The 15,557-nt window shown below is 66.0% G+C and carries 11 protein-coding genes, 1 tRNA gene and 1 pseudogene; 4 read left to right on the top strand and 9 right to left on the bottom strand.

What is annotated here, in order from left to right:
* Nucleotides 1-296 (top strand): IS3 family transposase (locus BT264_RS32650; protein ID WP_083534287.1); only part of this gene is annotated, 296 nt, incomplete at its 5' end.
* A gap of 15 nt (nucleotides 297-311) precedes the next feature.
* On the opposite strand, the pseudogene BT264_RS32645 reads toward BT264_RS32650, so the two are convergent.
* The 8 genes and pseudogenes from BT264_RS32645 to fdnG form a co-directional block, all read right to left on the bottom strand.
* Nucleotides 312-1,564: pseudogene (locus BT264_RS32645) on the bottom strand (tyrosine-type recombinase/integrase).
* Between the two features lie 165 nt (nucleotides 1,565-1,729).
* Nucleotides 1,730-1,825, bottom strand: a tRNA-Sec gene (locus tag BT264_RS32640).
* Nucleotides 1,826-1,859: 34 nt separating this feature from the next.
* Complete coding sequence (gene selB, locus BT264_RS32635; protein WP_072444067.1) at nucleotides 1,860-3,785, bottom strand: selenocysteine-specific translation elongation factor; 1,926 nt, start codon at nucleotides 3,783-3,785, stop codon at nucleotides 1,860-1,862.
* A complete protein-coding gene (gene selA / locus BT264_RS32630) occupies nucleotides 3,782-5,221 on the bottom strand; it encodes an L-seryl-tRNA(Sec) selenium transferase (RefSeq protein ID WP_072444069.1) in 1,440 nt (479 codons plus the stop codon). Before selA ends, selB begins: the two co-directional genes overlap by 4 nt.
* Before the next feature lie 73 nt (nucleotides 5,222-5,294).
* On the bottom strand, nucleotides 5,295-6,230 hold the full coding sequence (fdhE, locus tag BT264_RS32625) for a formate dehydrogenase accessory protein FdhE (RefSeq protein WP_175958748.1): 936 nt from the start codon (nucleotides 6,228-6,230) through the stop codon (nucleotides 5,295-5,297).
* 106 nt (nucleotides 6,231-6,336) lie between these two features.
* Nucleotides 6,337-6,963, bottom strand: coding sequence for a formate dehydrogenase subunit gamma (locus BT264_RS32620; protein WP_059599523.1), 627 nt, complete (start codon nucleotides 6,961-6,963; stop codon nucleotides 6,337-6,339).
* Nucleotides 6,960-7,874 (bottom strand): formate dehydrogenase subunit beta, encoded by a 915-nt coding sequence (gene fdxH / locus BT264_RS32615; protein ID WP_034179967.1) that lies wholly within the window; start codon nucleotides 7,872-7,874, stop codon nucleotides 6,960-6,962. The genes BT264_RS32620 and fdxH overlap by 4 nt, the downstream gene beginning before the upstream one ends.
* Before the next feature lie 10 nt (nucleotides 7,875-7,884).
* The gene (fdnG, locus tag BT264_RS32610) at nucleotides 7,885-10,956 is read right to left on the bottom strand and encodes a formate dehydrogenase-N subunit alpha (RefSeq protein WP_083596252.1); all 3,072 of its coding nucleotides are present in this window, start codon (nucleotides 10,954-10,956) and stop codon (nucleotides 7,885-7,887) included.
* A gap of 141 nt (nucleotides 10,957-11,097) precedes the next feature.
* Here fdnG and BT264_RS32600 point away from each other — a divergent pair, with 141 nt between their 5' ends.
* From BT264_RS32600 to BT264_RS32590, 3 genes are all read left to right on the top strand, one after another.
* Nucleotides 11,098-12,021 (top strand): YihY/virulence factor BrkB family protein, encoded by a 924-nt coding sequence (locus BT264_RS32600; protein ID WP_072444072.1) that lies wholly within the window; start codon nucleotides 11,098-11,100, stop codon nucleotides 12,019-12,021.
* Between the two features lie 435 nt (nucleotides 12,022-12,456).
* Nucleotides 12,457-13,614 (top strand): porin, encoded by a 1,158-nt coding sequence (locus BT264_RS32595; protein ID WP_072444074.1) that lies wholly within the window; start codon nucleotides 12,457-12,459, stop codon nucleotides 13,612-13,614.
* Between the two features lie 384 nt (nucleotides 13,615-13,998).
* Nucleotides 13,999-14,472: a VOC family protein gene (locus BT264_RS32590; protein WP_072444076.1), complete on the top strand. Its 474-nt coding sequence runs from the start codon at nucleotides 13,999-14,001 to the stop codon at nucleotides 14,470-14,472.
* Between the two features lie 172 nt (nucleotides 14,473-14,644).
* Here the strand turns inward: BT264_RS32590 and BT264_RS32580 are convergent, their stop codons facing one another.
* On the bottom strand, nucleotides 14,645-15,436 hold the full coding sequence (locus tag BT264_RS32580) for an AadA family aminoglycoside 3''-O-nucleotidyltransferase (protein WP_072444080.1): 792 nt from the start codon (nucleotides 15,434-15,436) through the stop codon (nucleotides 14,645-14,647).
* Between the last annotated feature and the right edge of the window lie 121 nt (nucleotides 15,437-15,557).

The raw sequence follows: 15,557 nt of genomic DNA, 5'->3' as shown, positions 1-15,557 counted from the left end.
CGATGTGCGAGTCCTTCTTCGGCACGCTCGAATCGGAACTGCTCATGCGCGAGCGCTTTGATACGCACGAACAGGCACGTGGGCGTGTGTTCTGGTTCCTCGAGGGATGGTACAACCTGCGTCGCCTGCACAGCAGCATCGGCTACCGTTCACCGCTCGAATTCGAAGACGAGCACATGAAAAATGAAACCCTGTCCCCGCGCGGGTTGCCCACCGCCGGGCGGCGTCGTGGTCGTGATAGGCGACCCGCCGCCCGCCCGTGGACAACCCGCGACTTACCGCTTAACGGAGGTTAAATCGCACATCGATCGCTACCGCAGATCTGTCCGTTGAAGCGGGTCAACTTCAGTCGCAACGTTCTCACACTGGCTTCCGCAATAAAATCCCCAGTCAGCCATCATCAAGCGACGGCGCTCGAGCTGGTCGCGACGCCGGTAGGCCGCCACTGTCTGCGATGCGATAACGTGTGCTAGGGCTTCCTCTGCGAGCGAATCGGGATAGTCCGTACATTCGGCAACCCAGTCGCGGAACGTCGACCGGAAACCATGTACGTGATCCCGTGTCGTGACATACGTCTCAGAAGTGTCAGCATCGCCATGTTCGACAACGGACGCCCTTCCTTGCAGCCCGGGAACAGATATCCGTATTTTGCCTTGGGCAATGCATTGCGCACGATCTCGACAGCGCGATCACAAAGAGGTACGCGAAGCGGCCGGCCGCTTTTGGTACGATCGCCAGGAATTGACCACGTGCGGGCGGCAAGGTCAAACTCCTCCGGCCGCGCAAAACGCACCTCGTTCGTGCGGGTCGCCGTGAGGATGAGCAGATGCAGCAGACGCGCTGCACGTCGCGGACGTTGCTCAAGCTCGCGGATAAACGCTGGCAAGTCCTCCCAAGGCAGTGCAGGGTGATGGCTCACCTGTGAGCGTTTCTTCGACCGAGGCAACACGAGTTCGAGGTGGTCGACATACCGTGCCGGATTCGCGCCAGCACGATGGCCTAGGACTGTTTCGGCGTCAAGTATTGCCTTGATACGACCGCGTATACGGCGCGCGGTCTCCGCCTTCTTCGTCCATATCGGTTGCAGGATCCGCACGATCATCCCAGTGTCGATGTCGCGCACCCGAACGTCCCCGATAATCGGATACGCGTATGTTTTGAGCGTATTGCCCCACTGCTGGACATGTTTGCGATTTCGCCACTCCGGTTCGCGCGCGCGGATAAAAGCTTCGGCGGCTTCGCGAAACGTCGCATTGGCATCCGGCGATATATCGAGCAGTTGTCTTCGCTGCTGCTCACGCCGCGCGAGGATGGGATCGATCAGATCCCTCACCATATCGCGGTATCCGGCGGCCAGTTTCCGCGCCTCGCCCAGAGAAACTCGCGAGAGCGAACCAAGTCCCATCTCCCGCATGCGGCCGCTTAGTTTGAACCGGAACACCCATGAACGCGCACCGCTGTCCGCGATCTGCATGTAGAGACCACCTCCATCCGCGTAATGACCCGGCGTCACTTCTTTCGCAACCCGCAGAGCGCTGAGTCGATGCAAGTGTCGTCCAGCCATGTCGCCCTCTCTACCCACAAACCCACATCGCTACCCATACTTCGTGAGGAAATTGTGCGGGACGTCAACGGTAGCCGCAAGCACGCCGCCACCCACAAAACGCTTTAAAATCAGCGATGTAGAGGACGTCACCGGAAGCAATCGGAACAGGCCGGAAGGCCCTTGTGGCGGAAGGCAGCAGGAGTCGAACCTACCCGGGAGTGTCTGACACCCCCAACTGGATTTGAAGTCCAGCCGTACCACCGGATACGAATGCCTTCCTCGGGGAAAACAACCAGAAGAGAACAACGGGCGCCTACGCCTGAATACCTACCCAACCGCTGTCAGGCCGCAGGAAGTGAAGATCGCGGTGGAAGCGAGTATACCCAACCCGATCGAAGAACTCGAGAATCTGGATCGCGCGCTTGCGGCCCAGCCCCGTCGCGTCGCGAAACGTCGCGGCATCGAGCCCGCCGCCACGCGAAGGCGCGAGGTGCGCGACCAGTTCCGTCAGCTCGCGTACGACATCCGCGTGATAGAACAGGTCGCGCACGACCTGGTGCACGTCGCCGCGCCGCGCGAGCTTGCGCAGCAGCGTGCGCACCGCGTCCTCGGCCGCGCCCGTGTCGCGGGCCAGGTCGCGCACCCACGGCGGATCGAAGCGTCCCGCATGAATCAGCGGCAGCAGTTGCCGCGCCAGCGCCTCCTCGCGCGAATCGAGGCTCACCGAATGCGACGGCAGATGCAGCCACGGCCCGCTTCGCGCGACTTCGCCGCCGGACACCAGCGCATCGACGAGCGCGCGCCACAACGCATCGCCGGCAAGCGGCGCAGCCATCCGCCGCAGGCGCGCGGCGTCGAGCCCCTGTTCGTCGGGCATGCGCTCGTGATACGCGCGCAGCGTCTCGATCGCCCGCGTCTGCAGCGTGCGCCAGTGCGCATGCGCAATCACCGCGCCGTCGTTCGACGCGGCATCGCGTTGCCCGATCGCCAGCGCGTCGTCCGGCAACGCGAGCGCGTCCGGCGCGAAACCGGTGAGATGCGTGAGCATCGCGCGCGGGATGCCGAGCGGCGCCTGCGCGAGCAGCGCATCGAGGCGCTCCGCGTCGAGCCACTCGGCAAGCGCATCGAGCCACGCGCGGCGCGCGGGCGTGCGGCGCTTGCGCGCCGGCCCGAACGGATCGAGCACGCGACCGCCGCCGACGGTGCGCGTCGCCTGCGGATTGCGGACGATGAAACGGTCGCCCGGCAGCGCGAACACCGGTTCGTCGAATACCAGTTGCACGCGCATCCGCTGGCCGGCCGCGAGCGTGTCGCCGTCGAGCAGCGCGACATGCGCGACGCGATGCAGTGTGCCGAGATGCACGTGCAGCGGCGCCCAGTGCGTCAGCGTCAGCCCCGCGTCCGCGAGCAGCGTCAGCTCGACGTCCACGCGTGGCGACGTCGCGGCGAGCCGCGCATCGGCGACGGTATCGCCGCGCTCGACGTCGGCCTTGTCGACGCCGGCCAGGTTCAGTGCGCAACGCTCGCCCGCGCGGCCGGCCTGGACCGGCCGGTTCTGCGCATGGATGCTGCGCACGCGCGCCGCACCGCCCGTGCGCACGATCGCGAGCGTGTCGCCAGTCGCGACGCGGCCCGCGAACGCGGTGCCCGTCACGACGGTCCCCTGCCCCGCGAGCGTAAACACGCGATCGACCGCGAGCCGGAACAGGCCGTCGTCGCGGCGCGCGCGCCATGCGATCGCCGCGTCGGCCAGGTGACGCTTCAACGCGGCGACGCCCGGATCGTCCACGGCTGTCGCACGGGTTTCGAAGATCGGCGCGCCGGCCAGCGTCGAGTCGTGCAGCCATGCGGCGATCTCGTCGCGCGCCTGGGCGACGCGCGCGGCGTCGACACGGTCGCACTTCGTCAGCGCGACCGCGCCATGCGTGACGCCCAGCAGTTGCAGGATCGCGAGATGCTCGCGCGTCTGCGGCATCACGCCGTCGTCGGCGGCGATCACGAGCAGCGCGGAGTCGATCCCGCACGCGCCGGCCGCCATCGTATGGATCAGCTTCTCGTGGCCCGGCACGTCGATCAGGCCGAGCACATCGCCGTTCTCGAGCGGCGTATACGCGTAGCCGAGTTCGATCGAGATGCCGCGCGCCTTCTCTTCCTTCAGCCGGTCGGTATCGACGCCCGTCAGCGCGCGTACAAGCGTCGTCTTGCCGTGATCGATGTGCCCCGCGGTACCGACGATCATGCAGCGGGCTCCGCGGGCGGCACGCATTGCGCGACGAATGCCGCTTCGTCGGCGGCTTCGAGGCAGCGCAGGTCGAGCCGCAGCGCGTTGTCGGCGATGCGGCCGATCACCGGGCGCGGCCATTCGCGCAGCCGCTTCTCGAGCTGCGCAAGCGCGCGGCCGCCGCGCTTGCCGTCCGGCGTGCGCACGACGAGCCCGGCGCTCGGTAGCTGGTCGACCGGCAGCGCGCCGCTGCCGATCTGGCTGAACATCGGTTCGACCGTCACGTCGAAACCGTTGCCGAGCGCGGCCAGGAACACCGGGCGCACGCGCTCGGCGGCCTCGGCGATCTCGCGCTGCGGACGCGTCAGCAGGCGCAGCGTCGTGAGCCGGTCGCGCAGGAATTCGGGCGCCTGGTAGAGCCGCAGCACGGGCTCGAGCGCCGCGAGCGTCAGCTTGCCGACGCGCAGCGCGCGCTTGAGCGGATGTTTCTTGATCTTCGCGACCAGTGCGCGATCGCCGACGATCAGGCCGGCCTGCGGGCCGCCAAGCAGCTTGTCGCCGCTGAACGTGACAACGTTTGCGCCGGCGGCGACGGTTTCCTGCACGGTCGTCTCGTGCGGCAGCCCCCATTGCGACAGGTCGGCGAGCGTGCCGCTGCCGAGATCGACGGCGACCGGCAGCCCATGCTCGCGCGCGAGCGGCGCGAGTTCGGCAAGCGTCGCCTCCTTCGTGAAGCCGCTGATCGCATAGTTGCTGCAGTGCACCTTCATCAGCAGCGCGGTGCGCGGGCCGATCGCGTCCGCGTAGTCGCGCAGATGGGTACGGTTGGTCGTGCCGACCTCGCGCAACCTGGCGCCGGCGCGACTCATGATGTCGGGAATCCGGAAGGCGCCGCCGATCTCGACCAGCTCGCCGCGAGAGACGACGACTTCGCGCTTCGTCGCGAGCGCCGACAGCGTCAGCAGCACGGCCGCCGCATTGTTGTTGACGACGGTCGCCGCTTCCGCGCCCGTCAGTTCGCACAACAGATCGTCGATCAGGTCGTCGCGATCGCCGCGACGGCCCGTGGCGAGATCGAATTCGAGGTTGACGGGCCGCGTAAGCACGTCGATCACCGCGCGCACCGCTTCGTCGGGCAACAGCGCGCGCCCGAGATTCGTATGCAGCACGGTGCCGGTCAGGTTGAACACCGCGCGCACGGCGCCGGCGCTCTGCGCGGCCAGCGTGCGCGCGACGGCCGCAGCGATGCGCGGCTCGTCGAGCGGCTCGGCCGCCATCGGATCGTGCTGGGCGGCGGTACGCCAGCGTTCGAGTTCGGCGCGCACGGCATTCAGCACGCGCGTGCGGCCATGGTCGGCAAGCAGCGGTTGCAGCGGTGCCGACGACAGCACGCGCTCGACCGACGGCACGCGCGCCAGCACCGCATTCAATTCATTCACACCCGGTTCGGTCACGTAGTAGTGGCTCCAGTCTCAGCTTCGCAGTCGGCCGAGGCCGGCGCTCGCGCACCGCCCCGGCCCCGTGCCGTCAATCCGCTTCCCGCGACACATCCGGCCACAGCAGCGGGTTCGGCGAACTGCGCTGGTATCCGGCCTCGTTCATCAGCAGGTCGAGCGTGAGACTCGCGAGATCGTCCGCCAGCGGCTCGAACTCGTAGTCCTTCTCCTGGTAGCCGATCTTGCGATAGGTCTTGCACTCGTCGCACGATTCGGCCTTGACGGCTTCGCTGCCGCCCTCGATCCCGTGGTATGCGATGCCCTTCGTCGAATCGCAGTGCGAGCACTTGGTGCGCACCATGTGCCACTCGGTCGTGCACAGCCCGCATTGCAGGAAACGGTAGCCCTGGAACTGGCCACCCACCCGCACGACGCTCGCGACCGGATGCGAGCCGCACACCGGGCACAGCCCCGGTTGGTCGAGATACGGAACGTCGGCCGGCGTCACGCGGCTGGCGAGATCGGTCCACACGACCTGCAGCGCGGCCATCAGGAACGGCGCAGTGGCCGGGTCGACCTCGGCGAAGCGCAGCGCGAGGATCGCGTCGGCCTGCGCGTCGAGTTCGGCGGGCGCCGTCAGGCGCAGCCGGTCGAGCAGCTTCGCGAGCGACGGATTGACGAGCCCGGCGCCTTCGACGCGATCGAGCAGTTCGTACAGCACGGCGCGCCAGCGCGGATCGCGCTCGCCGTCGAGCGCCGGCACGAGCGGCATCGAATGCTGCTGCGCACGCGCGATCGCTTCCTTCGACGGCAGCGGCAGCTCCAGCGTCTGCAATGTCGCGTGCTGCGCGTCGGCGACGGTGGCCATCAGCCGCAGGTAGCCGCTGATCGGGTTCAAGTCGGCAAGCTTGCGCAGCCGCGCGGCGCGCGCCGAAAACGCGGTGGCGCGCTCCGGCAGGCGAAAGCGCGGAATGGCCGAATGATCGAGTGCCGAGATCTCGGTCGGTTCGAGAATGCGTTGTGTCACAGAAATGTATTCCAAATAAACAAGCGCCGACGGATCGGCGCTTCGGGCGGTTCCGACGGCTGACGGGGCGGCCCGCCGCGATCGGCGAGCCGCCCGCTCCGGTGCGTTATTTCACGCTTTCACGGAACCACTTCGGGTGATGCTTGCGGGCCCAGCCCAGCGTGACGGTGCCACGCACCATCGCGCCGATCGAGCCCTTCACCCACAACGCCGCGTAAATGTGCACGATGATGCTCGCGATCAGCACGAAGGCCGCCACGGCATGCACGACAGCGGCCGCGCGGATCACCCCGATCGGGAAGTAGAACGAGAAGTAGCGCCGCCAGATCACGATCCCCGACAGCAGGAGCAACAGCAGGCATGCCACCAACGTAAAGAATAGCAGCTTCTGCCCGGCGTTATAGCGCCCGACGGGCGGCAGCTTGTCCTCCTGGTTGGTCAGCACGTCGCCGATCTGCTTCAGCCACTGCCGGTCGTCCGCGTCGAGCGCGTTGTGGTGCCAGAAGCGCACCACCAGGATCGCGAACGACACGAACATCACGAGGCCGACGAACGGATGCAGGATCCGCGTCCACTGGCCGCCGCCGAACAGCGCGGTCAGCCAGAACATCGACGGATGGAACAGCGCGAGCCCGGACAACGCGAGCAGCACGAACGTGATCGCGGTGATCCAGTGGTTCGTACGCTCGTTCGCCGAGTAGCGGACGATCAGGTTGGGGTCGTCGTGCTTCATTTCGCGTCCTCCTTGATGCGTCGCGCCTCGTCGCGCGCGGCCGATTCCTCGTCGTCGCTCACCTCGTTCGGACCGACCCGGACATAGTGGAAGAACCCGGCAAGCGCCGTCAGCGCGATGCCGGCGACCGCGAGCGGCTTCGCGATGCCCTTCCACAGCTTCACCATCGGGCTGATCGACGGGTTGTCGGGCAGCCCGTGGTACAGCGACGGCTTATCGGCGTGGTGCAGCACGTACATCACGTGCGTGCCGCCGACGCCCTGCGGATCGTACAGCCCCGCATGCTCGAAGCCGCGCTCCTTCAGGTCCTCGATGCGCTCGGCCGCGTGCTGCTTCATGTCCTCCTTGGTGCCGAACACGATCGCGCCCGTCGGGCAGGTCTTCACGCAGGCCGGTTCCTGGCCGACCGCGACGCGGTCGGAACAGAGCGTGCACTTGTACGCGCGATGATCCTTCTTCGAGATCCGCGGAACGTTGAACGGGCAGCCGGTCACGCAATAGCCGCAACCGATGCAGTTCTCCTCGTGGAAATCGACGATCCCGTTGTTGTACTGCACGATCGCGCCCGGCGACGGACACGCCTTCAGGCAGCCCGGATCCTCGCAGTGCATGCAGCCGTCCTTGCGGATCAGCCATTCGAGGTCGCCTGCCGGGTTCTCGTATTCGGAGAACCGCATGACCGTCCACGAGTGCTCGGTCAGGTCGGCCGGGTTGTCGTACACGCCGACGTTGGTGCCGACTTCGTCGCGCAGGTCGTTCCACTCCATGCACGCCGTCTGGCATGCCTTGCAGCCGATGCACTTCGATACGTCGATCAGCTTCGCGACGCTCCCGGTCACCGGTTCGCGCACCGTGGGCGGTGGCGTCGTGGTGGCCGAGACGCGCTTGATATCCAGCGATTGCAATGCCATCTCTTTCCCCTTACGCCTTTTCGACCTTCACCAGGAACGACTTGAATTCCGGTGTGTACGAGTTGCCGTCACCCACGGACGGAGTCAGGGTATTGGCGAGATAGCCGGGCTTCGTCAGACCTTTGAAGCCCCAGTGCAACGGGACGCCGACCGTCTGGACCTTCTTGCCGTCGACCGTCAGCGGCTTGATCCGCTTCGTGACGAGTGCGACCGCGATGATGTAGCCGCGCTTGGACGACACCTTCACGCGTTCGCCATGCGCGACGCCGACCTCCTTCGCGAGATCTTCGCCGATCTCGACGAATTGCTCGGGCTGGATGATCGAGTTCAGCCGCGCATGCTTGGTCCAGTAGTGGAAATGCTCGGTCAGCCGGTAAGTCGTCGCGACGTGCGGGAACTCCGACACCTTGCCGAACGACGCGCGGTCGTCCGGGAACACGCGGGCGGCCGGGTTGTTCAGCGCCTGCGGGTTGTTCGGGTGCAGCGGGTTCGCGGCGAGCGGCGTCTCGAACGGCTCGTAGTGCTCGGGGAACGGACCTTCGTTCATCCCCGCGCGCGCGAAGAAGCGCGCGACGCCCTCCGGATTCATGATGAACGGCCCCATCCCGTTCTCGGGCGGTTCGTCCGCCTTGAAGTCAGGTACGTCGGGGCCCGCCCACGCCTTGCCGTTCCAGCCGATCAGCTTGCGGGTCGGATCGAACGGCTTGCCGTTCACGTCGCACGATGCGCGGTTGTACAGGATCCGCCGGTTCGCTGGCCACGCCCACGCCCAGTTCAGCGTCTGGCCGATGCCGGTCGGATCCGAGTTGTCGCGCCGCCCCATCTGGTTGCCGGCCTGCGTCCAGGCGCCGCAGAAGATCCAGCAGCCGCTCGCGGTCGTGCCGTCGTCCTTCAGTTGCGCGAACCCGGCGAGCTGCTCGCCCTTCTTCACGAGCGTCTTGGCCGGATCCTTCGGGTCGGGCAGATCGGCGAGCGCCTTTCCGTTGAACTCCATCGCGAGCTCTTCGGGCGTCGGGCTTTCCGGGTTCGCGTACGGCCAGGTCAGGTTCACGATCGGGTCCGGATACTTGCCGCCATCCGTCTGGTACATCTTGCGCATGCGCAGGAACAGCCCCGACATGATCTCGAGATCGCTCTTCGCGTCGCCCGGCGGCTCCGCGCCCTTCCAGTGCCATTGCAGCACGCGGCTCGAACTCACGAGCGAGCCGTTTTCCTCCGCAAAGCACGTGGTCGGCAGACGGAACACCTCGGTCTGGATCTTCGACGCATCGACGTCGTTGTAGTCGCCGTGATGCTTCCAGAACTCGGACGTCTCGGTCGCAAGCGGATCCATGATCACGAGCCACTTCAGCTTCGCGAGCCCCGCGGCCGTCTTCACCTTCGACGGCGCCGCCGCGAGCGGGTTGAAGCCCTGGCAGATGTAGCCGTTCATCTTGCCGGCACTCATCAGCTCGATCACCTGCAGCAGGTCGTACTGCTTGTCCAGCTTCGGCAGGTAGTCGTAGCCCCAGTTGTTCTCGGCGGTCGCCGCATCGCCCCACCACGACTTCATGAAGCTGACGTGGAACGCCTTGTAGTTCTTCCAGTAGCTCAACTGGTTCGGCCGCAGCGGCTGCTGCACGCGCTTGTTGATGTAGCCGTCGAAATCCTGCTCGGCCTGCATCGGCAGCGTCATGTAGCCCGGCAGCAGGTTCGACATCAGCCCGAGGTCGGTCAATCCCTGGATGTTCGAGTGGCCGCGCAGCGCGTTCATCCCGCCGCCGGCGATGCCGATGTTGCCGAGCAGCAGCTGCACCATCGCGCCGGTGCGGATCATCTGCGCGCCGATCGAATGGTGGGTCCAGCCGAGCGCGTACAGGATCGTGCCGGCGCGGCCGGGCACGGCCGTCGTCGCGAGCATCTCGCAGACCTTCAGGAACTTCTCCTTCGGCGTGCCGCAGGTCTGCTGGACCATGTCCGCCGTATAGCGCGCGTAGTGCTGCTTCAGCATGTTGTACACGCAGCGCGGATGCTGCAGCGTCGGGTCGACCTTCACGAAACCGTCGTCGCCGCGCTCGTAGTCCCAGCTCGATTTGTCCGGGTACGCGTGCTTCTCCGCGTCATAGCCGGAATAGATGCCGTCGTTGAACGCGAAATCCTCGCGCACGATGAACGTGAAGTCCGTGTAGTTCTTCACATACTCATGCTGGATCTTGTCGTTCGTCAGCAGATAGTTGATGACGCCGCCCAGGAAGACGATGTCGGTGCCGGTGCGAATCGGCGCGTAGTAGTCGGCCACCGAGGCCGTACGCGTAAAGCGCGGGTCGACGACGATCAGCCGCGCCTTGCGGTGCGCCTTCGCCTCCGTTACCCACTTGAAACCGCACGGATGGGCCTCGGCTGCATTGCCGCCCATCACGAGAATCACGTCCGCGTTCTTGATGTCGACCCAATGGTTCGTCATCGCTCCACGGCCAAACGTCGGGGCAAGACCTGCCACCGTCGGGCCATGTCAGACACGCGCCTGATTGTCGAATGCGAGCATTCCCAGACTGCGGATGGTCTTGTGCGTCAGGTAGCCGACCTCGTTGCTGCCCGCCGACGCGGCCAGCATGCCGGTCGTGAGCCAGCGGTTGACCTTCGCGCCGTCTTCCGTCGTCTCGACGAAGTTCGCGTCGCGGTCGGCCTTCATCAGCTTCGCGATCCGGTCGAGCGCGTCGTTCCACGAGATGGGTTCCCACTTGTCCGAGCCGGGCGCCCGGTATTCGGGGTGCGTCAGGCGGTTCGGGCTGTGGATGAAGTCGATCAGGCTCGCGCCCTTCGGGCACAGCGTGCCGCGATTGACGGGATGGTCGGGATCTCCCTCGATATGGATGATGCTCGGCTGCGCATTCTTCGCGCCGTCTCCGAGGCTGTACATGAGGATGCCGCAACCCACTGAGCAGTAAGGACAGGTGTTGCGCGTTTCGACGGTGCGCGCCAGCTTGTACTGTCGGACTTCGGCAAGCGCTTCGGATGGAGAAAAGCCCATCAGGGCAAGACTCGATCCGGCAAGCGACGTGGCCGTCACCTTCAGGAACTGGCGCCGGGACATTTGTAGCATGGTGGTCTCGGCGTTATTGTGGGGGTGAGGAAACTGAAAGGAATTATAGACATTCCGCGCAACTATGTTCGAATCCTCGGATCAATACTGAATTGTCTGATTACCAACGATGATCCGCGTTCCGCGCGCAACCGAACCGTCATGAAACGACAGATCACTTCCGAAGCAACCCGTCTTGCCCAGCAACAGGCCAACTGGGCCCTCACCGCGTTCAAACGCTTCTCGTCCGACCGCTGCTCCGCGATGGCCGCGGGCATCGCGTTCTTCTCCGCATTCTCGCTCGCCCCGATGCTCGTGATGGTGATCGCGGTAGCCGGCTGGTTCTACGGCGACGACGCCGCGCGCGGCCAGGTATTCGAGCAGGCGCACCAGTTGATCGGCGACGACGCGGCGGCCAGCATCCAGACGATCGTGCAGAACGCGCACCGCGCGGGCCAACGCGGCGGCTTCGCGACGCTGATCTCGTTCGCCGCGCTCGCGATCGGCGCGTCGGCCACCTTCGCATCGCTCAACACCGCGCTCAGCGTGATCTGGCCGGCGACCGAAAACCGCTGGTCGAGCATGCTCGGGCTCGTGCGCGTCCGGCTGATCTCGTTCGGGCTCGTGCTCGGCGTCGCGTTCCTGCTGATCGTGTCGCTCGTGCTCGACACCGCGATCACGTTCGTCGGCACCTGGCTGCTGGGCGATTCGCCGTATGTCGTCGTCACGAACCTCGTGCAGTTTTTCGTCGGCATCGCGGTGCTCGCGGCGGCGTTCGCCGCGTTGATGAAGTTCCTGCCCGACGCACGCGTCGCGTGGCGCGACGCCGCGGTCGGCGGAGTGGTGTCCGCGATCCTGTTCTCCGGCGGCAAGAAGCTGTTCGCGCTGTACCTCGCGCATGCGGGCACCGCGAGTGCGTTCGGCGCGGCCGGATCGTTCGCGGTCCTGCTGATGTGGCTGTACTTCTCTGCGATCGTGCTGCTGCTCGGCGCGGAATTCGCGGCGGCCCGCGGCAACGCGCATCGGCCCGCCGCGAATTCCGCAGCGGCCACGCCCACCCAAACGGATCGCATGCGCGGCGACTGATTCATCAACCTCCCTCGCAAAGCGGCCGCGCACAGCCATCGCGCGCGCCGCGAAATTGCCTTTCCCACACCCGTCAGACTCCCGTCAACCACGCTGTCCGCCGCGCATTCGCACGGCGTTGACGCGCTCCTTGCACGTCGACGCGTTCGTCGCTGCAACGGCAAACGTTTGCAAGCACTCATTTCGCTGCTCCAACCGGCCGAAACGGGGCGTCCGCCGCAATGTACATCAGACATTGAAACAATCGCACCGCAGCAACTGTCAACTATTTCAAAAACAGGAACGGTCGTTGATGTGCTTGATATATATAGACTTTTTGATGCTGTTACCTTTTCGAGACACTTTATTTTTTAAGCTTTCTTGCGTGGATGGCACTGAGCTATTCTCCAATCCGCAACAAATAACGATGAATCACTTGCGTGGAGAAACTCAACGATGAAGAAACTCGCTCTCTCGACCCTCTCGCTCGCCCTGCTGGGCGCCGCCGGCGCCGCTCACGCTCAGTCGAGCGTGACGCTGTACGGCGTGATCGATACGTCGATCGCATGGGTACACGGCAATGACGGTCAAGCCAACAACTCGTGGCAAATGCTGTCGGGCAACCTGCAAGGCAGCCGCTTCGGGCTGAAGGGCGCAGAAGACCTCGGCGGTGGCCTGAAGGCGATCTTCCAGTTGGAAAACGGCTTTGATCCGGGCACCGGCAAGCTGAACCAGGGCGGTCGCATGTTCGGTCGTCAGGCATTCGTCGGTCTGGAAAGCAGCCAGTACGGTACGCTGACGCTCGGCCGCCAGTACGACCCGCTGGTCGACCTGGTTCAGGCAGTCACGGCCGACAACTACTTCGGCAGCGTGATGGCCACGCCGGGCGACGTCGACAACAACGACAACAGCCTGCGCGTCAGCAACGCGATCAAGTACACGTCGCCGGTCTTCGCAGGCTTCCAGGTCGAAGGCATGTATGGCCTCGGCGGTGTGGCGGGCAAGACGGGCGCGGGCCAGACCTGGTCGGTCGCAGCCGCCTACAACAACGGCCCGGTCGGCGTTGCCGCAGGCTACTTCTACGCGAACAACCCGTCGCCGACGGCCACGGCCCTGCGCAGCGGCTGGGGCTCGACGACGTCCGACGCGATCTTCGACGGCCCGATCAACTCGGGTTACGCCACGGCGAAGTCGATCGCCATCGCGCAAGTTGCAGGTCAGTACGCGATCGGCCCGGTGACGTTCGGCGTCGGCTACAGCAACGCACAGTACAAGCCGGACGCGTTCTCGGGCTTCGGCTCGACCGAGAAGTACAACACGATCCGCGGCTTCGCGACGTACCAGGTCACGCCGCCGCTGCTGCTGGGCCTCGGCTACTCGTACACGAAGGCAAGCGGCGACACGTCCGCGAAGTACCATCAGGTCGGCGTCGGCGCGGACTACTCGCTGTCGAAGCGCACGGACATCTACCTGGTTGGCGCATACCAGCACGCGAGCGGCACGCAGCTCGTCGACGGCGTGCAGCAAAGCGCGCAAGCGTCGATCGCTTCGTACGGCTTCGCCGGCAAGAGCTCGGCCGAAATGGTCGCACTCGGCATTCGCCACAAGTTCTAAAAACGATGTATCCGGCGTGCATGGCGTCTCCGACGCCTTGCCGCCGAACTGGAAAGCCAGCCCCGGTTTCGGCCGCGGCTGGCTTTTTTTTCGTCCGTCTCACGCGTGCCCTCAGCGCCTGTGCGGGCCGGCGAACGAAGCCGATGCCGACGCACGTCGGCGGGCCGGCAACGGCGCCTGGCGGCCGCAAAGTGCTGCAATCACTACTTCCGGGTGTCCAGGCAGATCGCGGTCTTTCCTCCAGGCGACTACCATCCGCACTGTCGGCGCCGCTCGTCCGACGCGACGGATTCGCCCCCGCGTGTCGAATTCGGCGGCCGCCGCCCGTCGTGTCGATGGCGGCACGCGGTTTGCGGCCCGGCCACTACCGACAGGAGATTCCCCATGACGATTCAGAAGATCACGCCTTTTCTCTGGTACTCGACGGAAGCCGAGGAAGCAGCGGCCTTCTATGCAGGCATCTTTCCGGATTCGCGCGTCGTGCGCGTCACGTCGGTGTCCGGCACCGACGGTACGCGGATGGTCGAGTTCGAGCTGTTCGGGCAGCCGTTCATCGCGATGAGCCACAAGCGCACCGAGACGTTCAATCACTCGATCTCGCTGCTGGTCAGTTGCGCCGATCAGGCGGAACTCGACCGCTACTGGAGCGCCTTGCTCGACAACGGTGGCACGGCCGATGGCTGCGGTTGGCTGAGAGACCGCTACGGCGTGTCATGGCAGATCGTTCCGGAAGCGCTCATCCCGATGATGGCCGATCGCGACGCGGTCAAGGCGGCACGCGTGGCCGCAGCGATGATGCAGATGACCAAGTTCGACGATGCCGCGCTGAAGGCTGCCTATGCGGGCACGGCGGGTTGACGAAGCGCGTCGTGCCGCGGATGCGTGACGGCGTGCCGGTCAAGCGCGCGCGAGTCGCGAGTCGCCGGCGGGCGCCCGGATCGGCGGCTTTCGCGTACGGCGGCGGCGAAAGCGCTCATGATCCGCGAGGTGCCGGCCCGCAAGCCGATCGCGCGCACCGTGGCGTCCGCCGCTAGGCCGACAGCATCGATTCGACGGTCCGCCGCGCGTAGCCGATGAACGCGGCGAGCGGTTCACCCGACAAGGTCGCCGCGCCCGCTTCGCCACCAAGATAGGCGGCACGCGCAGCCGCTACAACCGGCCGGTAAGCGGCAGGCAGGCGCGCCAGCACCCATGCCGCGGCGACGTCCTTGGGTGCGATCCTGCCGGTTTCCGCGCTGTACCAGATGCGCGCGAGCGCGAGCACCACGTTGCACTCGTCGCCGCGCCAGTCCGGTTCGGCATTCCACTGCGCAACGGTAGCGAGAAGCGCGGCGACCAAGTCGCGCGCGGGCACCGGCTCGAACAGCGCGGCCGCCGGCGGACCGGCCAGCGCGACACTGTGCTGCCGCGCCTTCGTCAACAGGATCGCCAGATCGTGATCGGCGAGCGCCGGTTCGACGATGCCTGCTTCGAGATCGCGACGCAGCCACTCGCCGAACTGCAGTTCGCGTCGCGCCGGATGACGCCACGGCACCACGTCGCCGTGCGCGACGACGGTGACCTCGAGCGGGCGCATGCCACCTGCATGACCGGGCGGCACCGACGCAGCGAGCAGGTCGAACATCAGCGCACGCCGCACCGTTTCGTCGGGCCGCACGGCCACCGTCACCAGCAGGTCGATGTCGCTGCGCGGTTTCAAGCCGCCGTCGAGCGCCGAGCCGAACAGGTGGATCGCATCCAGCGTCGCACCGAGATGTCGCTCGATCGCGGCGCGCGCGGTAGCGACCTGCCCGGCGATTTCAGGCGGGACGCATTCAGTCACGATGCGCGGGCCTCACGATACGCACGCAACAGGTGCAGCGGGAGCGACGAGGTAACGAGAGCGACGGGCTGCGGCGGTACGACGGCACGTGCGGATGACGATTGCCGTCCGGCGTTGCGCA

The organism is Burkholderia sp. NFPP32 (assembly GCF_900119325.1).
In the GTDB taxonomy this organism is placed as follows: domain Bacteria; phylum Pseudomonadota; class Gammaproteobacteria; order Burkholderiales; family Burkholderiaceae; genus Burkholderia; species Burkholderia pyrrocinia_C.
This window is presented reverse-complemented; position numbering and strand designations above follow the sequence as displayed.

Coding starts and splice junctions, on each gene's coding strand:
- selB (WP_072444067.1), bottom strand. CDS start 3,785: ATGATCGTCGGTACCGCGGGGCACATCGATCACGGCAAGACGACGCTT.
- BT264_RS32620 (WP_059599523.1), bottom strand. CDS start 6,963: ATGAAGCACGACGACCCCAACCTGATCGTCCGCTACTCGGCGAACGAG.
- fdxH (WP_034179967.1), bottom strand. CDS start 7,874: ATGGCATTGCAATCGCTGGATATCAAGCGCGTCTCGGCCACCACGACG.
- BT264_RS32600 (WP_072444072.1), top strand. CDS start 11,098: ATGAAACGACAGATCACTTCCGAAGCAACCCGTCTTGCCCAGCAACAG.
- BT264_RS32595 (WP_072444074.1), top strand. CDS start 12,457: ATGAAGAAACTCGCTCTCTCGACCCTCTCGCTCGCCCTGCTGGGCGCC.
- BT264_RS32590 (WP_072444076.1), top strand. CDS start 13,999: ATGACGATTCAGAAGATCACGCCTTTTCTCTGGTACTCGACGGAAGCC.